The 24,739-nt window shown below is 72.3% G+C and carries 23 protein-coding genes and 1 tRNA gene; 15 read left to right on the top strand and 9 right to left on the bottom strand.

The window, feature by feature from the left end:
• The first annotated feature begins 213 nt into the window (after positions 1–213).
• The 3 genes from H1D33_RS23780 to H1D33_RS23770 all read left to right on the top strand — a co-directional run bounded on the left by H1D33_RS23780 (position 214) and on the right by H1D33_RS23770 (position 1,839).
• Positions 214–1,095, top strand: coding sequence for a helix-turn-helix domain-containing protein (locus H1D33_RS23780; RefSeq protein WP_181571050.1), 882 nt, complete (start codon positions 214–216; stop codon positions 1,093–1,095).
• Positions 1,065–1,286: a DUF397 domain-containing protein gene (locus H1D33_RS23775; protein WP_181571051.1), complete on the top strand. Its 222-nt coding sequence runs from the start codon at positions 1,065–1,067 to the stop codon at positions 1,284–1,286. The genes H1D33_RS23780 and H1D33_RS23775 overlap by 31 nt, the downstream gene beginning before the upstream one ends.
• 148 nt (positions 1,287–1,434) lie before the next feature.
• Positions 1,435–1,839 (top strand): hypothetical protein, encoded by a 405-nt coding sequence (locus tag H1D33_RS23770; protein ID WP_181571052.1) that lies wholly within the window; start codon positions 1,435–1,437, stop codon positions 1,837–1,839.
• On the opposite strand, the gene H1D33_RS23765 is transcribed toward H1D33_RS23770, so the two are convergent.
• From H1D33_RS23765 to H1D33_RS23750, 4 genes are all read right to left on the bottom strand, one after another.
• Positions 1,807–2,418, bottom strand: coding sequence for a hypothetical protein (locus tag H1D33_RS23765; RefSeq protein WP_181571053.1), 612 nt, complete (start codon positions 2,416–2,418; stop codon positions 1,807–1,809). The two genes, H1D33_RS23770 and H1D33_RS23765, sit on opposite strands and share 33 nt — an antisense overlap.
• A gap of 88 nt (positions 2,419–2,506) precedes the next feature.
• On the bottom strand, positions 2,507–3,313 hold the full coding sequence (locus H1D33_RS23760; protein ID WP_181571054.1) for a WecB/TagA/CpsF family glycosyltransferase: 807 nt from the start codon (positions 3,311–3,313) through the stop codon (positions 2,507–2,509).
• The gene (locus H1D33_RS23755) at positions 3,310–4,419 is read right to left on the bottom strand and encodes an NAD-dependent epimerase/dehydratase family protein (RefSeq protein ID WP_181571055.1); all 1,110 of its coding nucleotides are present in this window, start codon (positions 4,417–4,419) and stop codon (positions 3,310–3,312) included. Before H1D33_RS23755 ends, H1D33_RS23760 begins: the two co-directional genes overlap by 4 nt.
• A 71-nt stretch (positions 4,420–4,490) precedes the next feature.
• Positions 4,491–4,576, bottom strand: a tRNA-Leu gene (locus tag H1D33_RS23750).
• A gap of 208 nt (positions 4,577–4,784) precedes the next feature.
• On the opposite strand from H1D33_RS23750, the gene H1D33_RS23745 reads away from it, so the two are divergent.
• The 7 genes from H1D33_RS23745 to pknB are packed head-to-tail and all read left to right on the top strand — an operon-like array spanning position 4,785 to position 13,726.
• Positions 4,785–5,588 (top strand): FhaA domain-containing protein, encoded by an 804-nt coding sequence (locus H1D33_RS23745; protein ID WP_107158181.1) that lies wholly within the window; start codon positions 4,785–4,787, stop codon positions 5,586–5,588.
• Positions 5,589–5,594: 6 nt separating this feature from the next.
• Positions 5,595–6,089 (top strand): FHA domain-containing protein FhaB/FipA, encoded by a 495-nt coding sequence (locus H1D33_RS23740; protein ID WP_181571056.1) that lies wholly within the window; start codon positions 5,595–5,597, stop codon positions 6,087–6,089.
• Positions 6,086–7,516: a PP2C family protein-serine/threonine phosphatase gene (locus H1D33_RS23735; protein ID WP_181571057.1), complete on the top strand. Its 1,431-nt coding sequence runs from the start codon at positions 6,086–6,088 to the stop codon at positions 7,514–7,516. The genes H1D33_RS23740 and H1D33_RS23735 overlap by 4 nt, the downstream gene beginning before the upstream one ends.
• A 28-nt stretch (positions 7,517–7,544) precedes the next feature.
• A complete protein-coding gene (locus H1D33_RS23730) occupies positions 7,545–9,035 on the top strand; it encodes an FtsW/RodA/SpoVE family cell cycle protein (RefSeq protein ID WP_181571058.1) in 1,491 nt (496 codons plus the stop codon).
• The gene (locus tag H1D33_RS23725) at positions 9,032–10,537 is read left to right on the top strand and encodes a peptidoglycan D,D-transpeptidase FtsI family protein (protein WP_181571059.1); all 1,506 of its coding nucleotides are present in this window, start codon (positions 9,032–9,034) and stop codon (positions 10,535–10,537) included. The genes H1D33_RS23730 and H1D33_RS23725 overlap by 4 nt, the downstream gene beginning before the upstream one ends.
• Before the next feature lies 1 nt (position 10,538).
• A complete protein-coding gene (locus H1D33_RS23720) occupies positions 10,539–11,912 on the top strand; it encodes a serine/threonine-protein kinase (protein WP_181571060.1) in 1,374 nt (457 codons plus the stop codon).
• The gene (gene pknB / locus H1D33_RS23715) at positions 11,909–13,726 is read left to right on the top strand and encodes a Stk1 family PASTA domain-containing Ser/Thr kinase (RefSeq protein ID WP_181571061.1); all 1,818 of its coding nucleotides are present in this window, start codon (positions 11,909–11,911) and stop codon (positions 13,724–13,726) included. Before H1D33_RS23720 ends, pknB begins: the two co-directional genes overlap by 4 nt.
• A gap of 57 nt (positions 13,727–13,783) precedes the next feature.
• Here the strand turns inward: pknB and H1D33_RS23710 are convergent, their stop codons facing one another.
• From H1D33_RS23710 to H1D33_RS23695, 4 genes are all read right to left on the bottom strand, one after another.
• On the bottom strand, positions 13,784–14,434 hold the full coding sequence (locus H1D33_RS23710) for an aminodeoxychorismate/anthranilate synthase component II (protein WP_181571062.1): 651 nt from the start codon (positions 14,432–14,434) through the stop codon (positions 13,784–13,786).
• Between the two features lie 4 nt (positions 14,435–14,438).
• Positions 14,439–14,720, bottom strand: a complete 282-nt coding sequence (locus H1D33_RS23705) for a hypothetical protein (RefSeq protein WP_181571063.1) — start codon at positions 14,718–14,720, stop codon at positions 14,439–14,441.
• 3 nt (positions 14,721–14,723) lie between these two features.
• Positions 14,724–15,770, bottom strand: a complete 1,047-nt coding sequence (locus tag H1D33_RS23700) for a class E sortase (protein WP_246411905.1) — start codon at positions 15,768–15,770, stop codon at positions 14,724–14,726.
• 917 nt (positions 15,771–16,687) lie between these two features.
• Positions 16,688–17,494 (bottom strand): DUF881 domain-containing protein, encoded by an 807-nt coding sequence (locus H1D33_RS23695; RefSeq protein WP_181571064.1) that lies wholly within the window; start codon positions 17,492–17,494, stop codon positions 16,688–16,690.
• A 231-nt stretch (positions 17,495–17,725) separates the two neighbouring features.
• On the opposite strand from H1D33_RS23695, the gene H1D33_RS23690 reads away from it, so the two are divergent.
• Positions 17,726–17,989 carry a cell division protein CrgA gene (locus H1D33_RS23690; RefSeq protein ID WP_181571065.1) on the top strand — a complete coding sequence of 88 codons (264 nt, stop codon included), beginning with the start codon at positions 17,726–17,728 and terminating at the stop codon, positions 17,987–17,989.
• 176 nt (positions 17,990–18,165) lie between these two features.
• Positions 18,166–20,409 (top strand): (Fe-S)-binding protein, encoded by a 2,244-nt coding sequence (locus tag H1D33_RS23685; protein WP_181571066.1) that lies wholly within the window; start codon positions 18,166–18,168, stop codon positions 20,407–20,409.
• A gap of 67 nt (positions 20,410–20,476) precedes the next feature.
• Here the strand turns inward: H1D33_RS23685 and H1D33_RS23680 are convergent, their stop codons facing one another.
• Positions 20,477–21,148 carry a GOLPH3/VPS74 family protein gene (locus tag H1D33_RS23680; RefSeq protein ID WP_181571067.1) on the bottom strand — a complete coding sequence of 224 codons (672 nt, stop codon included), beginning with the start codon at positions 21,146–21,148 and terminating at the stop codon, positions 20,477–20,479.
• Positions 21,149–21,229: 81 nt separating this feature from the next.
• Between H1D33_RS23680 and H1D33_RS23675 the strand changes: the two genes are divergently transcribed.
• From H1D33_RS23675 to H1D33_RS23665, 3 genes are all read left to right on the top strand, one after another.
• On the top strand, positions 21,230–22,537 hold the full coding sequence (locus tag H1D33_RS23675; protein ID WP_181571068.1) for a hemolysin family protein: 1,308 nt from the start codon (positions 21,230–21,232) through the stop codon (positions 22,535–22,537).
• Complete coding sequence (locus H1D33_RS23670) at positions 22,530–23,534, top strand: hemolysin family protein (RefSeq protein WP_181571069.1); 1,005 nt, start codon at positions 22,530–22,532, stop codon at positions 23,532–23,534. The genes H1D33_RS23675 and H1D33_RS23670 overlap by 8 nt, the downstream gene beginning before the upstream one ends.
• 179 nt (positions 23,535–23,713) lie before the next feature.
• Positions 23,714–24,715 carry a C40 family peptidase gene (locus H1D33_RS23665; RefSeq protein WP_181571070.1) on the top strand — a complete coding sequence of 334 codons (1,002 nt, stop codon included), beginning with the start codon at positions 23,714–23,716 and terminating at the stop codon, positions 24,713–24,715.
• Positions 24,716–24,739 lie beyond the last annotated feature (24 nt).

The raw sequence follows: 24,739 nt of genomic DNA, 5'->3' as shown, positions 1-24,739 counted from the left end.
GACAGAGTGCATCAGCGACGTGCGTCATGCAAGTTGCACGTCGACTTTTGCCGATAGGTGAGTGGGACACGTGAACGGGACGCTTGAAGCCTCAGGTGTTGGGACGGCACACTGGACGCCGGTTTCGCCCGACGCGGCCGGTCGACGACCGGCACCACCCCCGCCGCGAACGCCTGCCCGCCGGCCCCCGCAGCCGCGAATCGAGGAGTGCTCGTGAGCGAACGGCGCAGCCCGACCATCCGCCGGCGCCGCCTCGGGGCCGAACTCCGCCGGCAGCGGGAAGCCGCCGGCATCACCATCGAGGTGGTCGCCGAGCAACTGGAGTGCTCGGCGTCCAAGGTCTCCCGGATCGAGACCGGGCACACCACCGCGACACCCCGCGACGTGCGCGACATGCTCCGCATCTACGGGGTGGTCGGCGCGGAGAGCGACGAGCTGGTGCAGATCGCCCGCGAGGCCCGGCAGAAGGGCTGGTGGCATCCGTACAGCACGGTGCTGGTCGGCGCGTACGTCGGTCTGGAGGCCGCGGCCAGCCAGATCCGGGCGTACGAGCAGCAGGTCGTGCCCGGCCTGTTGGAGACCGAGGAGTACGCCGGGGCGATGATCCGCGCCGCCCGGCCGGACTTCACCGCCGAACAGATCGAACAACGGGTGCGTGTCCGACTGGGCCGTCAGTCGTTGTTGACGCAGGACGATCCGGTCGATCTGTGGGTGGTGCTCGATGAGGCGGTGCTGAGCCGGCCGGTTGGCGGCGACGCGGTCATGCGTGGCCAGCTCAAGCGGTTGGTGGAGGTGGCCGAACTGCCGAACGTGACGGTGCAGGTCCTGCCCTTCGAGGTGGGTGCGCACGCCGGCATGGACGGGACCTTCACGATCCTCAGCTTCCCCGAACCGAGTGATCCGGATGTCGTGTACGCGGAGAACGCCACGGGTGGGCTCTTCCTGGAGAAGAGCGACGAACTGCAGAAGTACAGCTTCATCTTCGATCACATTCGAGCAGCGGCCATACGACCGGAGGAGTCCGTCGCACACATCGCGAAACTGGCAGAGGAGCCGCTGTGGAAATGGCGACCAAGGAGTTCCCCGTGGACCTGACACAGGCGACGTGGTTCAAGAGCTCGAAGAGCGGGCCGAACTGTGACAACTGCGTAGAGGTCGCTTACGTGACCGGGGCGGTCGGTGTCCGGGACTCGAAGGACAAGGCCGGCCCGGCCCTGGTCTTCGCGCCGGGGCACTGGCACGCCTTCGTCGCCGGCACCAGGGGCGAGGCCTTCGGCCGGAGCTGATCGGCCCGACGGAGCACGGTCCCGCCCGGCAGCGTCGCCGGGCGGGACCGTTTCGTCCCCGCACCACCGGCGCCCGTCACCCGTCGCCAGTTCCGTTCCGCCTCGTTGAACCGCACGGATCGGCAACCGAACGAGGCAGGCGAGACGGATGACGACGATCGGTTCAGAGAATCTCACCAACGGCCCGGGCAAGCCCGAGCGGTTCGGTGGCAAGTACCGCGGAGCGCGCCGGGACACCGTCCTCACCGAGGTGGTCTCCGGTGACGGCGAGGAGATCGCCGGCCGGGAGTCCGGCGCGCCGGAGCAGGCCGCGCCGGCGCTCTCCCTGCCGTCGCTCGACCCGAACCCGCTCACCGAGCCGTCCTTCCCGCCCAGCGGGTGGCCGATGGAGCAGCAGGAGTCCCTGGTGGACCATCCGCTGCTGCGCGGGCTGCTGCTGGAGCTGCCGCCGAAGGGCAGCGTCCCCCCGCCCGGCTGGCTGGACCGGTGGTTCGAGGCGACCCGGGCGATCCTGGAACTGCTATACGTGCAGGGCGCGAGCCGGACGCGCTGACACCGCCGGCACCGCGCCGGCCGGCGGCATCGCCCGCTCGGCGAGCCGGTTGTGCCGCAGCGCGTGGCGTACCCCGATCGCGGCGACACCGAGCACCGCGACGGTGATCGCCGGACCGGCCACGCCCGGCGCGGCGAACAGGTCGAGCCCGACGGCCGGGAGCATCGCCGCGAGCACCGCGAGCGTGGTCGCGTGCAGCGGCAGGGCGATCAGCGGGTGCGCGGCGGCGGCCCGCAGCCCGTGCGGCGCCGGGGTTCCCGGCGCGGTGGCGAAGGCGCCCGCGCCGGCCCGCAGGCGACGGACCCGGCGTACCGTGCAGACCGCGACGAGCGTGGCCGGGACCGCCGCGACGGCGAGCCCGGCGGCGGCCCGGTCCAGCGCGGTGTCGCCGGCGCTCTGCAGGCCCGCGGCGAGCGCCCCCACGGTCAGCGCGAGGCCGGTCAGCACCAGGGCGGACAACCATCCGGTACGCCGGCGCAGCGCCCGGGCGCGGTCCAGCCCGGGCAGGCCCTCCGCCACCAGGGCGGCGGCCAGCCAGACGGCGGCGACGGGGAGCAGCACGGCGAGACGGTCATCCATGGGCCCAGCCTTGCCCAGTTCGACGTCCACCGAATCCGGGACGCCACCCCGGTCGACCCGGAACGTTCTCCCGTAGGGGACGCCGGGGTCAGACGTCGAACGTGGCCGGACGCGCGGTGGCCGGCGGCGGCGGGGTGGCCTTCCACAGCCCGGTCTTCTGGGCCGCCAGCCGGGCCAGGTAGGCCGGGTTCAGGATGACGTAGCGACGCCACAGCCGCTTCGGCTCCAAGCCGAGTCGCCAGAACCACTCCAGCCCGGCGCGCTGCATCCACGGCGGCGGGTTGCGCAGCAGCCCGGCGTGGTAGTCGAACGCCGCGCCGACGGCCATCAGCGGCATGTCCAGCAGCGGTCGCATCGCGTACGCGAAGACCTCCTGCCGGGGGCAGCCCAGTCCGACCAGGACGAGACGGGCGCCGCTGGCGCGGATCCGGTCGGCGATCTCGGCGTCCTCGCCGGGGGCGACCGCCCGGAACTTGGACGGCTCCACACCGGCGATCTTCAGCGCCGGGAACCTGCGCTCCAGCGCCGGGATCAGCCGGGCCAGGGTCTCCTCGGTGGACCCGTAGAGGTAGACCGGCAGCCCCTCGTCGGCGAACCGGGCCAGCACCCGCAGGGTCAGCTCCGGGCCGTAGACGCGGTCGGTGAGGCCGGCGCCGTGCAGCAGGTTGAGCGCCCAGCGCACCGGCTGCCCGTCGGGGGTGACCACGTCGAACGAGTTGAGCCGGGCGTTGTGCGCCGGGTCGAGCACGCCGGTCATCACGCCGTGCACGGCGAGCGCGGTCAGGGCCAGCGGACGCCGCTCGCGGGCGGCGTCGACCACCGCCTCGGTGGCCCGGGCGTAGTCGGTGGCGTCGACCCCGACGCCGAGCACGTTGCGCTTGGTGGCGGCGGTCATGCCTTCGGCACCCACTTGTCGGCGTTCGCCTCGTGGATCTCCCGGAGGATCATCGGCACGTCGTAGGTGATCTTCCAGGCCGGGTAGTGCTCCTCGAACCGGGCCATGCTGCTGACGTACCACTGGTGGTCGCCGGTGCGGGCCTGCTCGACGTAGTTGATCTGCGCCTCGCGGCCGGTGATCTCCTGGGCGATCCGGAACGCCTCGATGTGCGAGGTGTTCGAGTGCCGACCGCCGCCGAGGTTGTAGACCTGGGCGGAGCGCGGCTCGCGGAAGAACGCCTCGAACGCGGTGAGCACGTCGTGCGAGTGGATCGCGTCCCGGACCATCTTCCCCTTGTAGCCGAAGAGGTTGTAGGTCCGGCCCTCCATCACGCAGCGCATCAGGTACGCCAGGAAGCCGTGCAGCTCGGCCGCGGAGTGCGCCGGGCCGGTCAGCGTGCCGCCCCGGAAGCAGGCGGTCTTCATGTCGAAGTACCGGCCGTACTCCTGGACCATCACGTCGGCGGCGACCTTCGAGGCGCCGAAGATCGAGTGCAGCGACTCGTCGATCGACATGTCCTCGGTGATGCCGCCGTACCAGTGGTGGTCCTCGGGCAGCTCGTAGCGGGTCTCCAGCTCGATCAGCGGCAGCGTGTTCGGCCGGTCGCCGTAGACCTTGTTGGTGGAACAGTGGATGAACGGCGCGTCGATCGCGTGCCGCCGGGTGTTCTCCAGCACGTTGAGCGTGCCGCCGGCGTTCACGTCGAAGTCGGTGTAGGGCTCCTTGGCGGCCCAGTCGTGGCTCGGCTGGGCGGCGCTGTGGATGACCACGGCGATGTCCTTGCCGTAGCGGGCGAACACCTTCTCCAGGCCGTCGCGGTCGCGGATGTCCACCGCGTGGTGGGAGTAGGCCGACCCGAGATCGGCGGCGAGCCGGTCGAGGCTCCAGGCGGTCGAGCCGTCCTCACCGAAGAAGTACCGCCGCATGTCGTTGTCGATGCCGACCACGTCGAGACCGAGGCCGGCGAAGTGCCGGGCCGCCTCGGAGCCGATCAGACCGCCGGAACCGGTCACCAACGCGACACTCACACGCCACTCCTGGTCCATGGGAGGCAGGGAAACCATCGGAGCATAGCGTGACGTCCGGTACGCCCCGATACGGCGCGAGGGCCCCGCAGACTGCGGAGCCCTCGTTCTGGTGGGGATGGGGGGAGTTGAACCCCCACGTCCTTTCGGACACACGGACCTGAACCGTGCGCGTCTGCCATTCCGCCACATCCCCGTGGCACGACCGGAACACCATATCGCATCCCTCACCCGCCATCTGCGGCAGGTGTCGGGACATATTACGCTGTCCACTGGTCACGCCACGAGCGGTCACCGCTCGTGGCGGGCGAAACTGTAGCACGCTCGCGGGCCTGGTCACGAACGGGCCGACGGCAGCCGGCCGAGCGGCGTGTGAGCTGCGGAGGCGGTGTCCGGATACCATCATTGCCTCGGGACCCGAGGAGGAGCCGGTGAGCGTGCTGCAACGCTTCGAGAAGCGTCTGGAAGGCCTGGTCGAGGGGGCCTTCGCCAAGGTCTTCAAAGGGGTGGTCCACCCCGTGGAGATCCTCAACGCCATGCAGCGGGAGGCCGAGGCGCACAAGGCGATCCTGGCCGGTGGGCGCACGTTGGTGCCCAACCGCTACGTGATCGATCTCTCGCCCTACGACCACAGTCGGCTGGCGCCGTACGCCGCCGCGCTGGCCCAGGAACTGGCCCAGTCGCAGGCGGAGTTCATCGGCGAGCAGGCCTGGACGGTCTACGGCGACGTCATCGTCGAGGTCGAACGTGGTGAGGGGCTGGACACCGGCATGTTCCGGGTGACCGCCGAGGTCTACACCGGCGGCGACGTCGCGCCGGTCTCCGCGCCCGGCGGCTACGACCAGGGCGGCTACGACGCCGGCCCGGCGTACCCGGCCTACGACCAGGGTGGCGGCTACGGCCCGCCGCCCGGCCACGGCGGCGGGCGCAACGTGCGGCTGGTCTCCGGCGACGGCCGCACCTACCCGCTGCAGATGGGCTCGACCGTGATCGGCCGCGGCGACCAGGCCAACCTGCGCCTGCCCGACGTCGGGATCTCCCGCCGGCACGCCCGGCTGGACTTCGACGGCGGCCAGGTGGTGCTGACCGACCTGGGCTCCACCAACGGCACGATGGTCAACGGCCAGCGGGTCTCGGCGGTGGCTCTCAACCCCGGCGACATGATCCAGCTCGGCACCACGACGCTGACCTTCCGCGTGGACGGCTGATCCCCGTTGCCGGAGCTCGTCATCACCGTCGCCCGGTTCGGGTTCCTCATCCTGCTGTGGATCTTCGTCTTCACGGTGGTCGGCGTGATCCGCCGGGACCTCTTCGCGGGGGCCCGGTCGGGTCGGCTGGTGGCCGCGCCACGGGGGGTCGGCGCGTCGACCAACCAGCCCGCGCCGCCCGGCAAGCCGGCGAAGGCCAAGCGGGGTCGCGCCGCCCATCAGATGGTGGTCACCGCCGGTCAGTTGGCCGGCACCCGGATCACCCTCGGGGAGGCCCAGATCACCATCGGTCGGGCGGAGGACTCGACACTGGTGATCACCGACGACTACGCGTCGGCGCGACACGCCCGGCTGGTTCCGCGCGACGGGCAGTGGTACGTGGAGGACCTCGGATCGACTAACGGCACCTACCTCGATCGCGCTAAGGTCACCGGACCAACCCCCGTCCCCCTCGGCGTGCCGATCCGGATCGGCCGCACTTCCCTCGAATTACGGCCATGACTCTGACCCTGCGCTACGCGGCCCACAGCGACCGCGGTCTGATCCGAGACGGCAACCAGGATTCCGTCTACGCCGGACCGCGGCTGCTCGCCGTTGCCGACGGCATGGGCGGCATGGCCGCCGGTGACGTCGCCAGCAACATCGTCATCGGTGCCATGGCGCCACTCGACGAGGACGTCCCCGGTGACGCCCTGGTCGACGCGCTCCGATCCGCCGTCGGCACCGCCAACCAGCAGCTCCGCGACACCGTGGACGCCAACCCGCAGCTGGAGGGGATGGGCACGACGCTCACCGCGACCCTCTTCTCCGGCAGCAAGCTCGGCATGGTCCACATCGGTGACTCCCGGGCCTACCTCCTGCGCAACGGCGAGTTCGCGCAGATCACCAAGGACGACACCTACGTCCAGATGCTCGTCGACGAGGGGCGGATCAGCGCCGAGGAGGCGAGCAGCCACCCCCAGCGTTCGCTGCTCACCCGCGCGCTCGACGGCCGCGACGTCGACCCGGAGTACAGCGTCCGCCAGGTGCTGCCCGGTGACCGCTACCTGATCTGCTCCGACGGCCTCTCCGGCGTGGTCAGCGCGGACACCATCGGCGACACCATGCGGGAATATCCCGACCCGCAGCAGTGCGTCGAGCGTCTGGTGCAGCTCGCGCTGCGCGGCGGCGGCCCGGACAACATCACCGTGATCATCGCCGACGCGACCGACCAGGACATCGTCGAGGCGTCCCCGATCGTCGGCGGCGCCGCCGCCCGGGACCGGGGCATGGCCACGTCGGCCGACGACTCCACCCCGGCCGCCCGCGCCTCGGCGCTGTCCGCCCCGCGTCCGCCCGCTCCGGAGGAGCCGGCCGACAACCGCGACGACGAGGCCGAGCAGCGTCGACGCCGGCCGCTGCGCACGATCGCCATGGCGCTCGCGCTGGCGGTCATCGTCGGCGGTGGCGTCTTCGGCGGCTGGACCTACACCCAGCGGCAGTACTACGTCGGCGCCACCGACGACGGCCAGCTCGCGGTGTTCCGCGGGGTGCCCGGCCAGGTGGCCGGGCTCGACCTGTCGGACGTGCACGAGCGCAGCGGGTCCCGGCTCGACGACCTCACGCTGGCCGCGCAGGAGCGGGTGAAGCAGGGCATCCAGGCCAAGAGCGAACCGGATGCCGAGCGTCGGCTGGCGGAGCTGACCAGCGACGACCCGGCCAACCCGAACCTCAAGCCGCTCTGCCCGCCGAGCCCGACGCCCGGCACGCCTGGTCCCACCCCGGTGGCGACCGCCGGTGCGCTGAGCCCGGCCACCCGCACCCCCGTCCCGCAGGTCTCGGCGTCGGGCACGCCGACTCCCGCGCCGACGTTGACCACCACAGCCGACGCCGTACCCTCCGACACCGTTCCGCCGGCGGACCCCGCCGGTTGCCGGTCGCCGGAGTGAGCGCCGGCTCGATCCCGAGGACGCATCCGTGACCGCAGCCGCCGTGCCGGCAGCCTCGCCCGCCTCGACGGGCGAGCAGTCCGGCGTACGCCTGGCCCGGTCCCGGCGTAACGCCGAGTTGTCCCTGCTCCTGCTCGCCATGGTGCTGGTGGCGGCCTACTCGGCGATGATCGAGGCGAAGGCGCTGGACACGATCACCGGGGATTTCTGGATCCCCGCCGCCGCGCTGGGGCTGGTCTTCCTCGGCCTGCACCTGGTGATCCGGTGGCTGGCGCCGTTCGCCGACCCGGCGCTGCTGCCGGCGGTGGCGCTGCTCAACGGCATCGGGGTCGGGTTCCTGCGGCGCTACGACCTGGCCCAGGCCGCGCCGGCGGAGCGGGCCGACCTGGCCATCTTCGCCGGCACCGGCGGTCGCCAGCTCGCCTGGACCCTCGCCTCGGTGGTGCTCGCCGCCGCGCTGCTGGCGATCCTGCGCGACCACCGCACGCTCTCCCGCTACGCCTACACGCTGGGCCTGGCCGGCATCGTGCTGGTGATGATCCCGGCGGTGCTGCCCGGCCGGTTCTCCGAGATCAACGGCGCCAAGCTCTGGATCATCGTGCCCGGGCTGGGGCAGATCCAGCCGGGTGAGTTCGCCAAGCTGGCGCTGCTCACCTTCTTCGCCTACTACCTGGTGCGCAAGCGCGAGGTGCTCTCGCTGGCCAGCCGGCGGGTGCTGGGCATCGACTTCCCGCGCGGGCGCGACCTCGGCCCGGTCCTGGTGGTCTGGCTGGTCAGCCTCATGGTGCTGGTCTTCGAGAAGGACCTGGGCACCTCGCTGCTCTACTTCGGCATGTTCGTGGTGACGCTCTACATCGCCACCGAGCGGGTCAGTTGGCTGCTCATCGGTCTGATCCTGTTCTTCGGCGGCGCCTACCTCGCCTACCTGCTGGGCAGCACGGTGGGTGGACCGTTCGCCAACTTCTACGACCGGGCGCAGATCTGGCTCGACCCGTTCGCGGAGCCGTACGACCGGGGCTACCAGCTCGTCCAGGGCCTGCTCACGCTCGGCACCGGTGGCCTCTTCGGCGCCGGGCCGGGTGGCGGCCAGCCGACGCTGCTGCCCGAGGTGCAGACCGACTTCATCTTCGCCGGCATCGGTGAGGAGATCGGCCTGTTCGGCCTCTCCGCGCTGCTGGTGGTCTACCTGCTGATCGTGGAGCGGGGCCTGCGGGCCGCGCTGGCGGTGCGGGACTCGTTCGGCAAGCTGCTCGCCGGTGGCCTGGCGTTCACCCTCGGCCTGCAGGTCTTCGTCATCGTCGGCGGCATCAGCAAGCTCATCCCGCTGACCGGCCAGACCACCCCGTTCCTGTCCGCCGGTGGCTCCTCGCTGATGGCGAACTGGCTGCTGATCGCGGTGCTGCTGCGGGTCTCCGACGGCGCGCGCCGGCCGGTGACCGGCGGTGGTTCGGCCGCCCGGCCCGCCGGTGCCCCGCCCGAGCAACTGCACGGCGCCCCCACGGAGGTGATCCGGCCGTGAACGCACCCCTGCGCCGCGTCGGTGTGGTCGTGATGATCCTCTTCGGGTTGCTCTTCGCGAACCTCAACTGGATCCAGGCCTACAAGGCCGACGAATACCGCACCAGCGACTACAACGGCCGCGTCCAGGTCGCCGAGTACGACCGCAAGCGCGGCAACATCGAGGTCGGCGGCACCGCGTACGCGCTGAGCAAGGAGACCGGCGGGGAGCTGAAGTACCTGCGCACCTACCCCGAGGGGGAGATGTACGCGCACGTGCTCGGCTGGAAGCCGGTGAACGGCAGCGCGAGCGGCATCGAGCGGGTGGAGAACGACTTCCTCGCCGGCACCAGCGACGCGCTCATCGCCAACCGGATCAAGGACATGTTCACCGGGGACGAGACCGGTGGCGGCAACGTGCTGCTGACCCTCTCCAAGCGGGCCCAGGAAGCGGCGTACAAGCAGCTCAACGACAACCAGGTGGGGGCGAAGAAGGGCGCGGCGGTCGCCATCGACCCGCGTACCGGCGCGGTGCAGGCGTTGGTCTCCATGCCGAGCTTCGACCCGAACCCGCTGGCCAGCCACTCCAGCACGGAGGCCGACCGGGCCTACAACGCGCTGGAGAAGGACAAGGACCGGCCGCTGGCCAACCGGGCGCTCGCCGAGACGCTGCCGCCCGGCTCCACCTTCAAGGTCATCATGGCCGCCGCGGCGCTGGAGAACGGCATCGGCCAGCAGACCGAGATCCCGGCCGGATCGAGCTACACCGCCCCCGGCGCCGGCAAGCCGATCAAGAACGCGGCGCCGTCGATCTGCCCCGAGTCGCAGGTGACGCTCCGGGAGGCGGTGACCGAGTCCTGCAACACCGGCTTCGCCCAGCTCGGCGTGCGCCTCGGCGCGGACAAGGTCAAGGAGAAGGCCAGCCAGTTCGGGTTCGAGCAGGAGGACCTCACGGTCGGCCAGACCGGCGGGGGTGGCCTGCCGGTGGCCGCCAGCCGCACCGGTGACATGCAGAACCCGGACGGCAGCACCGACCAGGCCGCGCTGGCGCAGTCGTCGATCGGCCAGAACAACGTCCGGATGACGCCGCTGCAGGGCGCGATGGTCGCCGCCGCGGTGGCCAACGGCGGCAGTCAGATGCGCCCGTACCTGGTGAAGCAGCTCCTCGGGCCGGACCGCACCACGGTCTACGACGCCGCCAAGCCGCGCGAGCTGCGGCGCCCGGTCAGCAGCCAGGTGTCCGCCGATCTGCGTTCGATGATGCAGAACGTGGTGAAGGAGGGCACCGGCCGCCGGGCCGACATCGACGGCTACGTGGTCGGTGGCAAGACCGGCACCGCCGAGTCCGGCCCGGGGACGCCGGACCACGGCTGGTTCATCGGTTTCGCGCTGGACAAGGACGGCACCCCGCTCTCCGCGGTCTGCGTGGAGCTGGAGCAGGCCGGCAGCGGCGGCAGCGCCGAGGCGGCCCGGATCGCCGGTCGGATCATGGCGGCGGCCATCGCGGACTCCGGGAGGCGCTGACGTGCTCAGCCCGGGGGTGCAGCTCGGCAACCGCTACCGGCTCGACGAACGAATCGCCAGCGGTGGCATGGGCGACGTGTGGCGTGGCACCGACCAGGTGCTGGGCCGGACGGTCGCGGTCAAGAGCCTGCTTCCCGCGCTGCTCGACGAGCCGGGCTTCGCCGAGCGGTTCCGCGGCGAGGCGCGGACCATGGCCACCATCAACCACCCGGGCGTGGTCGACGTCTACGACTTCGGCAGCGACCAGCAGATCGCGTTCCTGGTCATGGAATACGTGGAGGGCGACGCGCTCTCCGCCACCCTGGGCCGGGTCGGCCGGCTCACCCCGGCCCGCACCATGGCGCTGCTGGCCCAGGCCGCGGACGCGTTGCACGCGGCGCACGAGAAGGGCATCGTGCACCGCGACGTGAAGCCCGGCAACCTGCTGGTCCGGCCGAACGGCACGCTGGTGCTCACCGACTTCGGCATCGCCCGTTCGGAGCTGGTCGGCCAGCTCACCGCCGCCGGCTCGGTGCTCGGCACCGCCTCCTACATCTCGCCCGAGCAGGCCACCGGCGCGGTCGCCACCCCCGCCTCGGACGTGTACGCGCTCGGCGTGGTCGCCTATCAGTGCCTGGCCGGTCGGCGCCCCTTCGAGGGGGAGAATCCCCTCGAGATCGCCATGAAGCACGTACGCGACAATCCGCGGGCGCTTCCCGGCGACATCCCGCCGCAGGTGCGGGCCATCGTCGAGCGGGCCATGGCGAAGGACCCGGCGGCCCGCTGGCCCAGCGCCGCCGCGTTGGCCATCGTCGCCCGGCAGGCGAAGCTGGCCCTCTCCCAGCAGGCGCGCGGCGGCCGTCCGATCTCCGGCGTACCGGCCTCGCCGGCCGCGCCCTCCGCGCGGGCGCAGGTGCCGACCCCGGCACCCCGCCCGCAGCCCCGCCCGCCCGTGACGCCGGCCCGCCCACCGGTGGGGCCGCGCCCGACCATGGTCGCGCACCCCGCCCCGCAGGCCCGCCCACCGGTGGGTCCGCGCGGTGCGGCGCCGGTGCCGCAACCGCGCCCCCCGCACAACCCCAACCCGATGGGGTACGGTCGCCCGCCGGCCGCGCCGCCGCCGGCACCGCCCCGCCGCTCCCGTTCCGGGCTCTGGACCACCGCGATCCTGGTGGCCGTGCTGGTCATCCTCTGCTCGGGGGTGATCTCGTTCTGGTACCGGAAGTACGCGGCCGGTGCCGCCGACGCACCCGGTTCCGTGAGTGTGAGCGTGACCTCCGGCGCGGTGCGGGCGTACGGGGGCGACTATCCGGTCCGCACGTCGTACCGTCGTGAGGTACGCCTCCAGCCGGCCGGCGGCGGTTCGACGACGAGCGAAGGACGAGAGACGCGATGACAGCGCAGGCCCGCCTGCTCGGTGGCAGGTACCAGGTCGGCGAGCTGCTGGGCTACGGCGGCATGGCGGAGGTGCACCGCGGTCGCGATCTCCGGCTCGGGCGGGACGTCGCGATCAAGATGCTCCGTGCCGACCTGGCCCGCGACGCCACCTTCCAGATGCGGTTCCGCCGGGAGGCGCAGAACGCCGCCTCGCTCAACCACCCGGCCATCGTCGCCGTCTACGACACCGGCGAGGAGACCGCCCCGACCGGCGAGACCCTGCCGTTCATCGTGATGGAGTTCGTCAACGGGCGGACCCTGAAGGAGGTCCTCGGCGTCGAGGGGCGGCTCCAGCCGCGCCGGGCGCTGGAGATCTGCGCCGACATGTGCGCCGCGCTGGAGTTCAGCCACCGGCACGGGATCATCCACCGGGACATCAAGCCCGGCAACGTGATGCTCACCCAGACCGGTCAGGTCAAGGTGATGGACTTCGGCATCGCCCGGGCGCTGGCCAGCGGCGCCACCACGATGACGCAGACCAGCGCGGTCATCGGCACCGCGCAGTACCTCTCCCCGGAGCAGGCGCGCGGTGAGGCGGTCGACGCCCGGTCCGACGTCTACGCGGCCGGCTGCGTGCTGTTCGAGCTGCTCTGCGGGCACCCGCCGTTCGTCGGGGACAGCCCGGTCAGCGTCGCCTACCAGCACGTCCGTGAGCAGCCGCCGACGCCGAGCACGATCAACCCGGACGTCAACCCCGCGGTCGACGCGATCGTGTTGAAGGCGCTCTCCAAGAACCCGCTCAACCGCTACCAGAGCGCCGGCGAGATGCGGGCGGACCTGCTCCGCGCCGCGGCCGGCCGGCCGGTGCTGGCCACCCCGGTGATGCCGGCCGAGGAGACCATGCCGATGGCGGCTGCCGCGGGTGGCTACCAGGCGGCACAGCAGACCCAGATGATGGGCCCGCAGACCCGGCAGCAGGCGCCGGCCCGGGTCGGTGACCCGCGCAAGCGCCGGACGTCCTCCTGGGTGATCGCCACGTTCGCCGCGCTCGGCGTGCTCGCGGTGATCGCGCTGGGCACCGCGCTCTGGCTCAACCAGTCCGGGGCGGAGAAGGTCTCCGTGCCGCAGTTGGTGGACCGCACGCAGGCCGACGCGCAGACCGCGCTCAGCCAGGCCGGGCTGCGTTTCGTCCCCGGTGACCCGGTCAAGAACGCCGAGTGCAAGAAGGGCACCGTGGTCGAGCAGAACCCGCCGTTCGGCCAGCGGGTGGAGAAGAACACCGCGGTCACGGTCCAGGTCTGCGCCGGCCCGGACGACGTCACCATCCCGCAGGGCCTGGAGGGCGGCACCTACACCAGCGTGAAGGCGACGTTGGAGGGCCTGGGGCTCACCGTGGTCCGTAAGGACATCGCCGACAGCGCCCCGAAGGATCAGGTGGTCAAGGTGTCGCCCGACGAGGGCAGCACGGTGGCCCCGAACACCAAGGTGACGCTCGAGGTCTCCAAGGGCAACATCGCCGAGGTGCCGGACGTCCGCGGTTTCACCGAGGACCAGGCGAAGAAGCAGCTCGAGAACGCCGGCTACAAGTACAAGGTGGTCGACGGCGAAGAGGTCGAACCGGCCAAGGCGGGCAAGGTCAGCGGCCAGTCCCCGTCCCCCGGCAAGAAGCTGGCCAAGGGTGAGACGGTGACCATCGAGGTCGACGTGCCGCTGCCCGAGGAGACCCCCAGCGCGACGCCGAGCGGCACCCCCGACGCGACGCCGACCACGCCGGGCGGCGGTGGCGGCGGCCTGCCCTTCCCGACCGTCCCGCCGGCCCGAGGCAACGGCTGACAGACGCAGACGTGGCGGCGCCCCACCCGGGGGCGCCGCCACGTGGCGTGTCCGGCCTCAGGCGGTGGCGAAGGCGGCCCGGCGGCGCGCGTCGACCTCGGCGGCCAGCTCCGGGGCCCGTTCCAGCGCCGCCGGGAAGCCGCACGTGGCCAGCCAGTTCGCCAGCATGAGGTGGCCACCCTCGGTCAGCACCGACTCGGGGTGGAACTGGACGCCCTCGATCGGCAGCGTCCGGTGCCGCATCGCCATCACCACGCCGGAGTCGGTCCGGCCGGTGACCTCCAGCTCCTCGGGCAGCGTCTCGGGCAGCACGGCGAGCGAGTGGTAGCGGGTGGCGGTGAACGGGTCGGGCAGGCCGGCCAGCACCCCGACGCCCTGGTGGCGGACCTCGGAGGTCTTGCCGTGCAGCAGTTCCGGCGCGCGGGTCACGGTGGCGCCGAACGCCTCGCCGATGGCCTGGTGGCCGAGGCAGACCCCGAACAGGGGCAGCTTGCCGGCGTACTCCCGGATCACGTCCAGGCAGACGCCGGCGCGGTCCGGGCTGCCCGGGCCGGGCGAGAGCAGCACTCCCGCCGCGCCGGCCCGACCGACCTCGGCCACGTCGATCTCGTCGTTGCGGCGGACGTCGCAGTCCACGCCGAGCTGGCCCAGGTATTGCACGAGGTTGAAGACGAACGAGTCGTAGTTGTCGATCACCAGGACGCGCATCGGGTCACCTGTTCGGGGTGGAGGGCGGGGCGTTGTTCGTCTCGGTGCTGTAGGGCAGTTCCTCGTCCTCGGCCGGCTGCCCGCTCGGGTCGGTGAGCTCCCCGGTGCCGCCGCCGGGCACCCCGGAGTCCTGGGTGACCTGCACGTCGTCGAAGGGCAGCAGCGGTTCGGCCCAGGGGAAGACCACGAGCCAGAGCAGGGCGATAGTGGCCACGGCCAGCAGCATCGACCCGATCAGCTTGCCGGGCAGTCCCCACGGCAGCTTCCGCCAGATCCACGAGTACACGCCTCAGCCCTCCAGCTCGGCCGGTCGGCCCGCCGACTTCGCCTGGGCGTGGTCGAAGCGGGCGTGGATGATCAGCCGCTGGTAGTTGTCGAACTTGGGGTTGCAGGTGGTCAGCGTGAGCAGCTTCTCGGTCGCCCTCGTGCCCGGCTTGCCCGGCACCGGCGCGACCACCTCGACCTGCGACGGCTTGACGATGCGCTGCTGGTAGACCCGGTAGACCAGCCACTCGGTCTTGGTCTCGACCACGATCGCGTCGTCCGTCTTCAGCTCGTCCAGCCGCCAGAACGTGGATCGGATCCGGTGCCCGGCGACGGAGAAGTTGCCCACCTCACCGGGCATGGCGCTGTCCGGATAGTGGCCCGGTGCGTACCGGATGTCGTCCGGGGTGACCCCCTCGACCACCACCCAGTGCTTGTCGAGCTTCGGGATGAAGAGGCCGGCGACCGGCTTGCCCTCGGCCGGCGGTTTCGGCTTCACGCTCGGGCCGGTGGTCGGGCCGACCGTCGGGTCCGCCGCCCACTCCTGCGCGAGCTGGCCGTTCAGGTCGTTCTGGTGGGCGTCGACGATGACCGACTTGCCCCAGATCTCGTAGCCGGCGAAGAGGAGCACCACCAGGCCGAACGTGATGAGCAGTTCCCCCGCGCCCCGGACGATCGTGCGCACGCGGGAGCCGGCGGTGGGCCGGGTCAGCTCGGAGTAGACACTCTTGTAGCCCTCGCCGGTCTGCTCCGGCCGGAGCTGCACCACCCGCTCGCCGCGCCGCGGTCGCGGCGGCTCGGCCGGCGGCTCGCCGCCGTCGTCGCCGCCCGTGTCGGGCACCGGGGGCACCGCACCCATCAGCCCGGTGGCGTCGAGCCGCGGGTCGGCCGGGGGCCGGCTGACCGGGCGCAGCACCGCGGTCGCCCCGGGGTCGGCCGGCGGGGTCGCGTCCGGGCCACCCGATCGGGGTACGCCCGTGTGCCGCTCGGCCGGGTCGGTGCGCCGCCGGGACCGCTCCGCCACCGGCGGGATGAAGTGGGTCGGCCCGTCGCCCGGCGCGGCCGGTCGCACACCGGCGGCCGGTGCGTCGCCCCGTCGATCCGGTGCGGTCCGGGACCGGCCCGGTGTCGCCTCGGCGTCGCCGCGCCGGCCCGCTGCGGCTCCCGGCCGGTCCGCTGCCGTCTCGCGCCGCCCCGCTGCGGCTCCCGGCCGGTCCGCTGCCGTGCCGGGCCGGCCCGGCGCCGCTCGGCCGTGCTCCGGCGGGTTGAGGGAGCGGTCGGGTGCGCCGCGGCCGTGCTCCGGCCGGGTGGGGAAGCGTTCGGGTGCGCTGCGGGCGTCGCGGTCCGGTGCGGCAAGAGGGCGGTCGGGTGCCGCCCGGCCGCGGTCCGGCGGGGCCGGAGGCCGGCCCGGTGGGGTGGCGGTCCGGCCGGGTGCGGTGGCGCCACGGTCTGGGCCCGAGCGGCGGTCGGACATGCGGTCGTCGGCCGGGTGGTCATACGCTCCCCGGCCCGGGGCGTCGAATCGCCGCTCGACGGCGGGACCGGCGGGCCGCCGGGTCTCGCCGGCGCGTGGTCCGGCGGCGTGTCGCTCCGGCGGCCCGGCGGCGAGTCGGGCCGGCGGCGGGGCACCGGCGGGCCCGGGCGGGCCGGCGGCGGGTCTGCCGGGCGTGTTCCGGCCCTCCCGGTTCGCGGCGGGCCGGTCGGGGTGACGCGACGGCGGGTACGCCTCGGCGCGCGACGCGGCGCCCGGCGGGCGAGCCTGGTTGCCCGGCCAGGCGGGCGGTGGCGGCGGGGCCGGTCGGGCGGGGCCGCGGCGCGCCGGAGCGGAGTGCGGCGGGCCGGCGTCCGGCCAGGGCAGGTCGAGCGGCGGTGGGGGCGCCGGGCGCGGGGCTCTCGGCCGCGCGGGGCGCTCGACCTTGGGAAGGAACGCGGTGGGTTCCTCCGGCCGGGTCCGGCCGCGATCGTCGCGCTCCCCGGGGTCGTCGCCGTTCACCTGGGCACCGTCGCGGACTGCAGCGCGGTGGAGTCCTCGAAGGCCGGCACGGTGACGGTGGAGACCTGCTCGCGGTAGCCGAGCTGGTAGTGGTCGGCTACTTCCTTGAACACCCGGACTCCCTCAGAGGCGGCGAGCGCCCGCTGGAACTCGGCGGGGTCACCGATGGCCACGATCTTGAAAGGAGGGGAGTAAACCCGGCCGTGCAGCAGCAGGGTGTTACCGACGCAGCGTACCGCGCTGGTGCTGAGCACGCGGACGTTCATGATTGACATGGCTTCCGCGCCGCCGGCCCAGAGCGCGTTCACCACCGCCTGCACGTCGCCCTGGTGCACGACCAGGTCGTCGTTGCTGGCGCCCTTGGGCAGCGGCTGGCCCGGACCCCAGTCGGCGTCGTTCAGCTCGATCGTGATCCCGGGGCCGGTGAGCGCGGTGAACCCGGCGGCCTGCCGGGTCGCGGCGGCGCGGTCCCGCTGCGTCTTCACCGGCCCGTCGGTGCCCGCGAGGGCCTCGGTCTGTTCCTCGACCTCGTCGCGCAGCCGGGCGGCCTTCGCCTCGCTGGCCGCCACCTCCTCGCGCCGGTCCTCGATCAGTTGGGTGAGCTGCGGGCGCCGGTCCTCGCGCAGCGAGGTGCCGCCGGCCGTGGTCGCGGTGGTGGTGAACAGCAGCCCGGCGGCGGCGGCGATCAGGGGGACGCCGATCGACCAGCCCGGGCGGCGCTGGCGCGCTCGCCGGGGCAGCAGGCCGGCGACCGCGCGGCGGAGAGCCTTCTGCCAGGACGCGGCGCCGGACGTGTACTCCACCGGGCGTTCCCTTTCCCGTCGTCTCGTTCCGGCCCGCAGCGGTGCGAACCGTCCTGCTCGACCCGAAAAGTCGGCTCTTTTCGGTCACTCCGTGCACCGGCCCGACCCCATTCGTGGCCTGGACGGTCCTTCCGGACTACGCTAGCTGTCGAAACATTATTGGCCATGGACCGTCGCCCCCGCGCCCGGTTGTCAGGCCGGACGAGGTCGTACCCCCCTCTGGAGAGCGTCGTGCCCAAGTCTCAGGTCCGCAAGAAGAAGGTGTACACCCCGCCGACGGACGTGCGTCCGACGGCGACGGCGTCGACGCGCAAGCCTAGCCCGATCTGGCTGCCGGTCACGGCCGTCGCGTTGATCGTGGTCGGCATCGGCTGGCTGGTGCTCTACTACCTCTCCGAGCAGGCCTACCCGGTCGCCTCGTGGGGCTACTGGAACCTCGCGGTGGGCTTCGGCGCGATGGTCTCGTCGCTGATCCTGCTCTCCCGCTGGCGCTGATCCGCCCTTCGCGTCCCGGCACACGCCACGCCACGCCGCCCCAGCCCGGCATCCGGGCGGCGGTCCACCTAAGGTGTCCGCAGGCGGCGTGGCCGATGCGAGAAGACTCACGTTACTGCTGAGTAACCTTCCGCGTAGGCTGCACTGACAAGTAGCAGACCCGGGAGGCCAACTCGATGGGCAGCGTCCAGATCGTCACCACGATCCTCGCGGCCGCCATCACCGCCGTTGCGGTGGTGCTCGCGGTACGTGCGGTCATGAAGATGACGGCCGTCATCCGGCTCGGGCAGCCGGCCCCCGAGCGGTTCGCCGACAAGGGCGCCCGCACGACGAAGATGCTGGTGGAGACCGCCGGCCACACGCGCATGCTGAAGTGGAGCGTGGTCGGGGCCGCGCACTGGTTCGTGATGGTCGGCTTCATCGTGCTGTCGCTGCTGGTGCTGGAGGCCTACTTCGAGGTGGTCTCGACCGGCGGTGGGCTGCCGATCGTCGGGCACTGGACGGTCTTCGGCCTGGTCACCGAGTGGATCGGCATCCTCGGCCTGATCGGCATCGTGGTGCTGATGGCGATCCGGCTGCGCAACCGGCCCAACCGGCCGGAGAACCGCTCCAGGTTCACCGGCTCGACCATGTGGCAGGGCTACTTCGTCGAGTGGGTCGTGCTGCTGGTCCTGATCTTCGGTTTCGTGATCCGCGGCTTCAAGGTCGCCACCGACCACTTCGAGTACCCGGTCTGGGCCACCCCGCTCAGCCACGCGGTCGGCGCCGCGCTCCCGGCCTGGCCGGCCGGCGTCAGCGTGGCGGCCCTCATCAAGATCGTCATCTCGATGACCTGGCTCATCGTGATCTCGCTGAACGTCACCATGGGCGTGGCCTGGCACCGTTTCCTGGCCTTCCCCAACATCTTCTTCAAGCGCGACCCGGAGAAGGCGGCCGGCTCCGGCCTGGGCCCGCTGCGCCCGATGACCAGCCAGGGCAAGCCGCTCGACTTCGAGGAGGCCGACCCGGAGAAGGACCAGTTCGGCGTCGCCCAGGTCGAGCAGTTCACCTGGAAGGGCCTGCTCGACTTCAGCACCTGCACCGAATGCGGCCGCTGCCAGTCGCAGTGCCCGGCCTGGAACACCGGCAAGCCGCTGTCGCCGAAGCTGCTGGTGCTGAGCCTGCGCGACCACGCGTACGCGAAGGCGCCCTACCTGCTGGCCGGCGGCGGCAAGGACCTGACCGGTGAGGAGAAGGCCACCGAGGCGCAGCTCGCCCACATGGACGTGCTGGCCCTGGCCGAGGCCGACCGGCCGCTGATCGGCACCGCCGAGGAAGGCGGCGTCATCGACCCGGACGTGCTCTGGTCCTGCACCACCTGCGGCGCCTGCGTCGAGCAGTGCCCGGTGGACATCGAGCACGTCGACCACATCGTCGACATGCGCCGCTACCAGGTGCTGATCGAGTCGAGCTTCCCCTCCGAGGCCGGCGTGATGCTGCGCAACCTGGAGAACAAGGGCAACCCGTGGGGCGCGCCGCAGAACACCCGCGAGGACTGGACCAAGGGGCTCGGCTTCGAGGTGCCCCGGGTCGGCGAGGTCGAGGACTTCGAGTACCTGTTCTGGGTCGGCTGCGCCGGCGCGTTCGAGGACCGGGCCAAGAAGACCACCCGCGCGGTCGCCACGCTGCTCAACGAGGCAGGCGTCAGCTTCGCCATCCTCGGTGAGGGCGAGACCTGCTCCGGTGACCCGGCCCGCCGGATCGGCAACGAGTTCGTGTTCCAGATGCTCGCCCAGCAGAACGTCGAGACGCTCAACGAGGCGTTCGAGGGCCGGGAAAAGGCCAAGCGCAAGATCGTGGCCACCTGCCCGCACTGCTTCAACACGCTCGGCAACGAGTACGGCCAGCTCGGCGGCGAGTTCGAGGTCGTCCACCACACCCAGCTCCTGGCCCACCTGGTCAGCGCCGGCAAGCTCACCCCGGTGCAGCCGGTCGACGGCGGCGTGACCTACCACGACCCCTGCTACCTGGGCCGGCACAACCGGGTCTTCGCCGCTCCCCGCGAGGTTCTGGGCAGCGCCATCGGCGATGGCCGAGGTGGCGCAGCGACCGATTCCGGTGCGGGCCGCGACAGCGGCCTCGTCGAGATGCCGCGCAACAGCGAGCGCTCCTTCTGCTGCGGTGCCGGCGGCGCGCGCATGTGGATGGAGGAGAAGATCGGCAAGCGGATCAACGTGGACCGGGTCGAGGAGGCCATGTCCACCGGGGCGAAGACCATCGCGGTCGGCTGCCCGTTCTGCTCGACGATGCTCAACGACGGGGTGAACGGCAAGGGCGCCGGCGAGGACGTCGAGGTGGTCGACGTGGCCAGCGTGCTGCTGCGCTCGGTCAAGCCCGACGCGCCGGCCGGCGAGAAGGAGACCGCGCCGGCGGCCGGCTGAGGCGTACCCCGGCCGAGCGGCCGGACCACGACGGCGGCGGCACCCGTGCGGTGCCGCCGCCGTCGTGTCAGCTCGTCGTGGTGACGCTGATGGCGGCGGCGGTGGTGGTCGCGACCATCAGCGCGGCCTGCATCTCCTCGATCGCCTTCTTCACCGCGGCGGAGGCCCAGTCGCCCGCGGCGATCTCGGTCACCCGTGCCTTGACCCGCTCCTTCGGCAGCTCGCGGAAGAGCTTGCGGTCCAGGCCGACGGCCCGGGTCAGGGCGAGCAGCGCGGCGGTCCGCGCGTCGACCGGCCCGTCGCCGACCAGCGCGGCCACCATCCGCTCCCGGGCCGCCGTCTCCACCGACGGCTCCGCGCCGGTGGTCGAGGGATAGCGGGTACGCGGGAAGACGAGCAGCACCCGGTCGGACTCCCGGCGCAGCACCCCGCCGACGACCAGCCCGTCGAGCACCCGGTCCGGCAGCCCCTTGGCCAGCTTGCCGATCCAGTCCTTCGGCTTGCGCGGCCGGCCCGACCCCATGGTGGTCAGCGCCTCGTCGAGCAGCGGCACGCCGGTCGGGCTCGGGTCGGTCACCACCAGCCGCTTGTCCGCCACCTCCACCCGGCGGGCGAGGGCCAGCTCCAGCAGCACCGCCCCGGCGAGGCCGTAGTCGAGGTGCGGGCGGCCGAGCCGGTTGACGCCGCCGTCGTCGTACGCGAGCAGGACCAGTTCGTCGGTGAGCAGCAGGCCGTCCATCCCGCCACGGTACGGGTGACCCGCCACCGCCGCTCGCGTGCCACAATCACGCGCATCGACGGCCTGCTGGTTCTGACGCTGTTGCCCCTGGTCGGCTTCGTGCTGCTGACCGCCGGCAACGCCTTCTTCGTCGCGGCCGAGTTCGCCCTGGTCACCGTCGACCGGGCGGAGATCGACAGGCGGGCCGACGAGGGGGACGGCCGGGCCGCCACGGTCCGCCGGGCGTTGCGGGACCTGTCCTTCCAGCTCTCCGGCGCGCAGCTCGGCATCACCATCACCGCGCTGCTCACCGGCTATCTCGCCGAGCCCGCGCTGGCCCGGCTCGTCGCGCCGCTGCTGCACCCGTTCGGCGGGGCGGACCGGTTCACCGGCCTGCTCGCCCTGGCGCTGGCCACGCTCGTCTCGATGCTCTTCGGCGAGCTGGTGCCGAAGAACCTGGCGCTGGCCCGGCCGATGCCGGCCGCGCTGGCCACCGCGGCGCCGATGCGCGGCTTCTCCCGCACCTTCGGCTGGCTGATCCGGCTGCTCAACGACTCGGCCAACCGGTTGGTCCGCCGGCTCGGCGTGGAGCCGCAGGAGGAGCTGGCCAGCGCCCGTTCCCCGGAGGAGCTGGGGCTGCTGGCGGCGATCTCGGCGCGGGCCGGCGCGCTGCCGCCGGACACGGCGATGCTGCTGCGCCGCACCATCCGCTTCGGCGACAAGCGGGCCGCCGAGGCGATGACCCCCCGGGTGGACGTGATCGCGTTGCGCGCCACCGTCTCCGTCGCCGAGCTGCTGGATCTGGCCCGGCAGACCGGCCGGACCCGGTTCCCGGTCTACGAGGAGACGCTCGACCTGGTGACGGGCGTCGCCGGGGTGCCCGACGCGCTCGGTGTGCCGCTGGCCCGCCGGACCGCCACCACCGTCGCGTCGGTCGCCCGGGAACCGGTGTACGTCCCGGAGAGCCTCGACCTGGACGGGGTGCTGGCCGCGCTCAAGGACGCCGGCGCGGACCTGGCCATCGTGGTCGACGAGTACGGCGGCACCGACGGCGTGGTGACCGTGGAGGACCTGGTCGAGGAGCTGGTCGGGGAGATCGCCGACGAGTTCGACCCGGCCGCGGTGGACGACCTGGGGCCGGCGGAGCTGACCGTGCCGGGCGGCGAGCGGACCGTCCTGGTCGACGGCGTGCTGCGCGCCGACGAGCTGGTCGAGCAGACCGGTTTCCGGCTGCCCGACGGGCCGTACGAGACGCTCGGCGGCTTCCTGATGGCCCGGCTCGGCCACATCCCGGTCCCCGGCGAGTCGGTCGACGAGGCCGGGTACGAGTTCACCGTGGTGGAGGTCGACCGGCACCGGATCGAGCAGGTCCGGGTGGTGCGCCCCGAGGAGCCCGACGACGGTGCCTGAACTGCTTGTCGCCCTGGTGCTGCTGCTCGGCAACGCCTTCTTCGTGGGCAGCGAGTTCGCGTTGATCGCGTCCCGCCGTACCGTGATCGAACCGCTCGCGGCGGCGTCGAAGCGGGCCCGGTGGGCGCTGGCCGCGATGAACCAGATCCCGCTGATGATCGCCGGAGCGCAGCTCGGCATCACGGTCTGCTCGCTGGGTCTCGGCGCGATCGCCGAGCCGGCGCTGGCCCACCTGCTGGAGGTGCCGTTCACCGCACTCGGCCTGCCGGCGTCCGCGGTGCACCCGGTGGCGTTCGTCATCGCGCTGGCGGTGGTGGTGTTCCTGCACACCGTGGTCGGCGAGATGGTGCCGAAGAACATCACGCTGGCCGGCCCGGAGCCGTCGGCGCTCTGGCTCGGCCCGGCCATGCTCGCCTTCTGCCTGGCCACCAAGCCGCTGCTGCTGGCGATGAAGTGGTCGGCGCGGCAGGTGCTGCGGTGGTGGCGGGTGGAGGCGACAGACGCGGTGAAGACCGTGTTCACCGCCGAGGAGTTGGCCGGGCTGGTCTCGCAGGCGCGCACCGAGGGGCTGCTGGACGCCGAGGAGCACGCCCGGATCACCGGCGCGCTGGCCCTGCACTCCCGCACCGCGGCGGACGCGCTGCAACCGTGGTCCACGGTGACCACCGTCGCCGAGGACGTCTCACCGGCCTCGCTGGAGGTGCTGGCCACCCGCACCGGCCGGTCCCGCTTCCCGGTGGTGCAGCGGTCCACCCGCCGGGTGCTCGGCTTCGTGCACGTGAAGGACGTTCTCGGGTACGCGGGCGCGAGCCGTCGGGGTCCGGTGCCGGCCGAGGTCTACCGGCCGCTGGCCGTGGTGCCGCCGGACCGTACGCTGGCCGACCTGCTGCTGGCGATGCGCCGCGAGCGCCGGCACATGGTGCTGGTCAGCGACGGTCGGCGGCCCCTGGGTGTGGTGACGCTCGACGACGTATTGACGGCCATCGTCGGCAAGTGAATGAATACCCTTGGTGTGCAACTGATTGCGGACACGTGATTGAACAACGGGCCACCTTGATTCCTGGTGGGTGCCTTCCCTAATGTGATGCACCGACCGTTGTGGGTCGTCCGCCTCGACCTTCCCTCTCGCGAGGCGCCCGCCGGTCGGTTGCAAAGGAGTCCGTGCCGGTGGCAACCATGCCCCCTCAACGTCACGCCCCGAGCGCACCACCCGGCCGGCCGGCCGGGTTCCACCGGGTGGTACGCCGTCTGGTCACCCTGGTCGCGGCCGTCGCGGTCGGCGCCGGGATGCTCACGGCCCCCGCGCACGCGGCGCCCTCGGTGGACGAGATCGACGCGCAGATCGACAAGCAGTGGGAGAAGCTCGAACCCACCATCGAGCAGTACAACAAGGTCCGCTCCCAGCTCAAGGTCAACAAGAAGAAGTCGGCGGACCTCCAGAACAAGATGGTGCCGCTGGAGCTGGCCTCGACGCTGGCGATGAACAAGGTCGGCGACATCGCCGCCCGCTACTACATGCGCGGCCCCTCGCAGGAGATGGGCGCGCTGCTGGTGAGCACCAAGCCGGGCACCCTGGCCGAGCAGCTCGTCATGCTGGACCGGCTCGCCGACGACCAGCGCAAGCAGATCGCCGGCGTGCTCGCGGTGCGCGACAAGTACAACGCGCAGAAGCAGAAGCTGGACGCGCTGATCGCCACCGAGCTGAAGCAGGAGGCCCAGCTCGCCTCGCAGAAGAAGCAGATCGACTCCGAGATCAAGCGGCTGACCGCGATGCTTCCGGTGACCTCGATCCGGCCGGCCGGCTGCCCGGCGGTCGACGGGGTGGTGAGCAGCGCCGCGCGTACCGCCATCAAGACGGCGTGCGCCCAGGTCGGCGACCCGTACGTGTGGGGCGCCACCGGACCGAACTCGTTCGACTGCTCCGGCCTGACGCAGTACGCGTACAAGGCGGCGGGCATCTCGCTCACCCACTTCACCGGCGCCCAGTGGAACGAGGGCCGCAAGGTCTCCCGCTCCGAGGCCAGACCCGGTGACCTGGTCTTCTTCGGCAGCGACCTGCACCACGTCGGGCTCTATCTCGGCAACGGGGTGATGGTGCACGCGCCCCGGACCGGCAAACCGGTCCAGGTGTCGAGCATCAGCACCCAACCGCTCGCCGGCTTCGTCCGGGTCGCCTGACCCGCACCGGCCTCGACGGAGAAG

Source organism: Micromonospora ferruginea (assembly GCF_013694245.2).
Lineage (GTDB): Bacteria > Actinomycetota > Actinomycetes > Mycobacteriales > Micromonosporaceae > Micromonospora > Micromonospora robiginosa.
The sequence above is the reverse complement of the archived record's forward strand: the minus strand, read 5'-3'. Positions and strand labels throughout refer to the sequence as shown.

Excerpts from the sequence above, each read along its gene's own strand:
- H1D33_RS23665 (WP_181571070.1), top strand. The coding sequence starts at position 23,714 with ATGCCCCCTCAACGTCACGCCCCGAGCGCACCACCCGGCCGGCCGGCC.
- H1D33_RS23775 (WP_181571051.1), top strand. The coding sequence starts at position 1,065 with ATGGCGACCAAGGAGTTCCCCGTGGACCTGACACAGGCGACGTGGTTC.
- H1D33_RS23685 (WP_181571066.1), top strand. The coding sequence starts at position 18,166 with ATGGGCAGCGTCCAGATCGTCACCACGATCCTCGCGGCCGCCATCACC.
- H1D33_RS23770 (WP_181571052.1), top strand. The coding sequence starts at position 1,435 with ATGACGACGATCGGTTCAGAGAATCTCACCAACGGCCCGGGCAAGCCC.
- H1D33_RS23735 (WP_181571057.1), top strand. The coding sequence starts at position 6,086 with ATGACTCTGACCCTGCGCTACGCGGCCCACAGCGACCGCGGTCTGATC.
- pknB (WP_181571061.1), top strand. The coding sequence starts at position 11,909 with ATGACAGCGCAGGCCCGCCTGCTCGGTGGCAGGTACCAGGTCGGCGAG.
- H1D33_RS23760 (WP_181571054.1), bottom strand. The coding sequence starts at position 3,313 with ATGACCGCCGCCACCAAGCGCAACGTGCTCGGCGTCGGGGTCGACGCC.
- H1D33_RS23765 (WP_181571053.1), bottom strand. The coding sequence starts at position 2,418 with ATGGATGACCGTCTCGCCGTGCTGCTCCCCGTCGCCGCCGTCTGGCTG.
- H1D33_RS23755 (WP_181571055.1), bottom strand. The coding sequence starts at position 4,419 with ATGGTTTCCCTGCCTCCCATGGACCAGGAGTGGCGTGTGAGTGTCGCG.
- H1D33_RS23680 (WP_181571067.1), bottom strand. The coding sequence starts at position 21,148 with ATGGACGGCCTGCTGCTCACCGACGAACTGGTCCTGCTCGCGTACGAC.
- H1D33_RS23710 (WP_181571062.1), bottom strand. The coding sequence starts at position 14,434 with ATGCGCGTCCTGGTGATCGACAACTACGACTCGTTCGTCTTCAACCTC.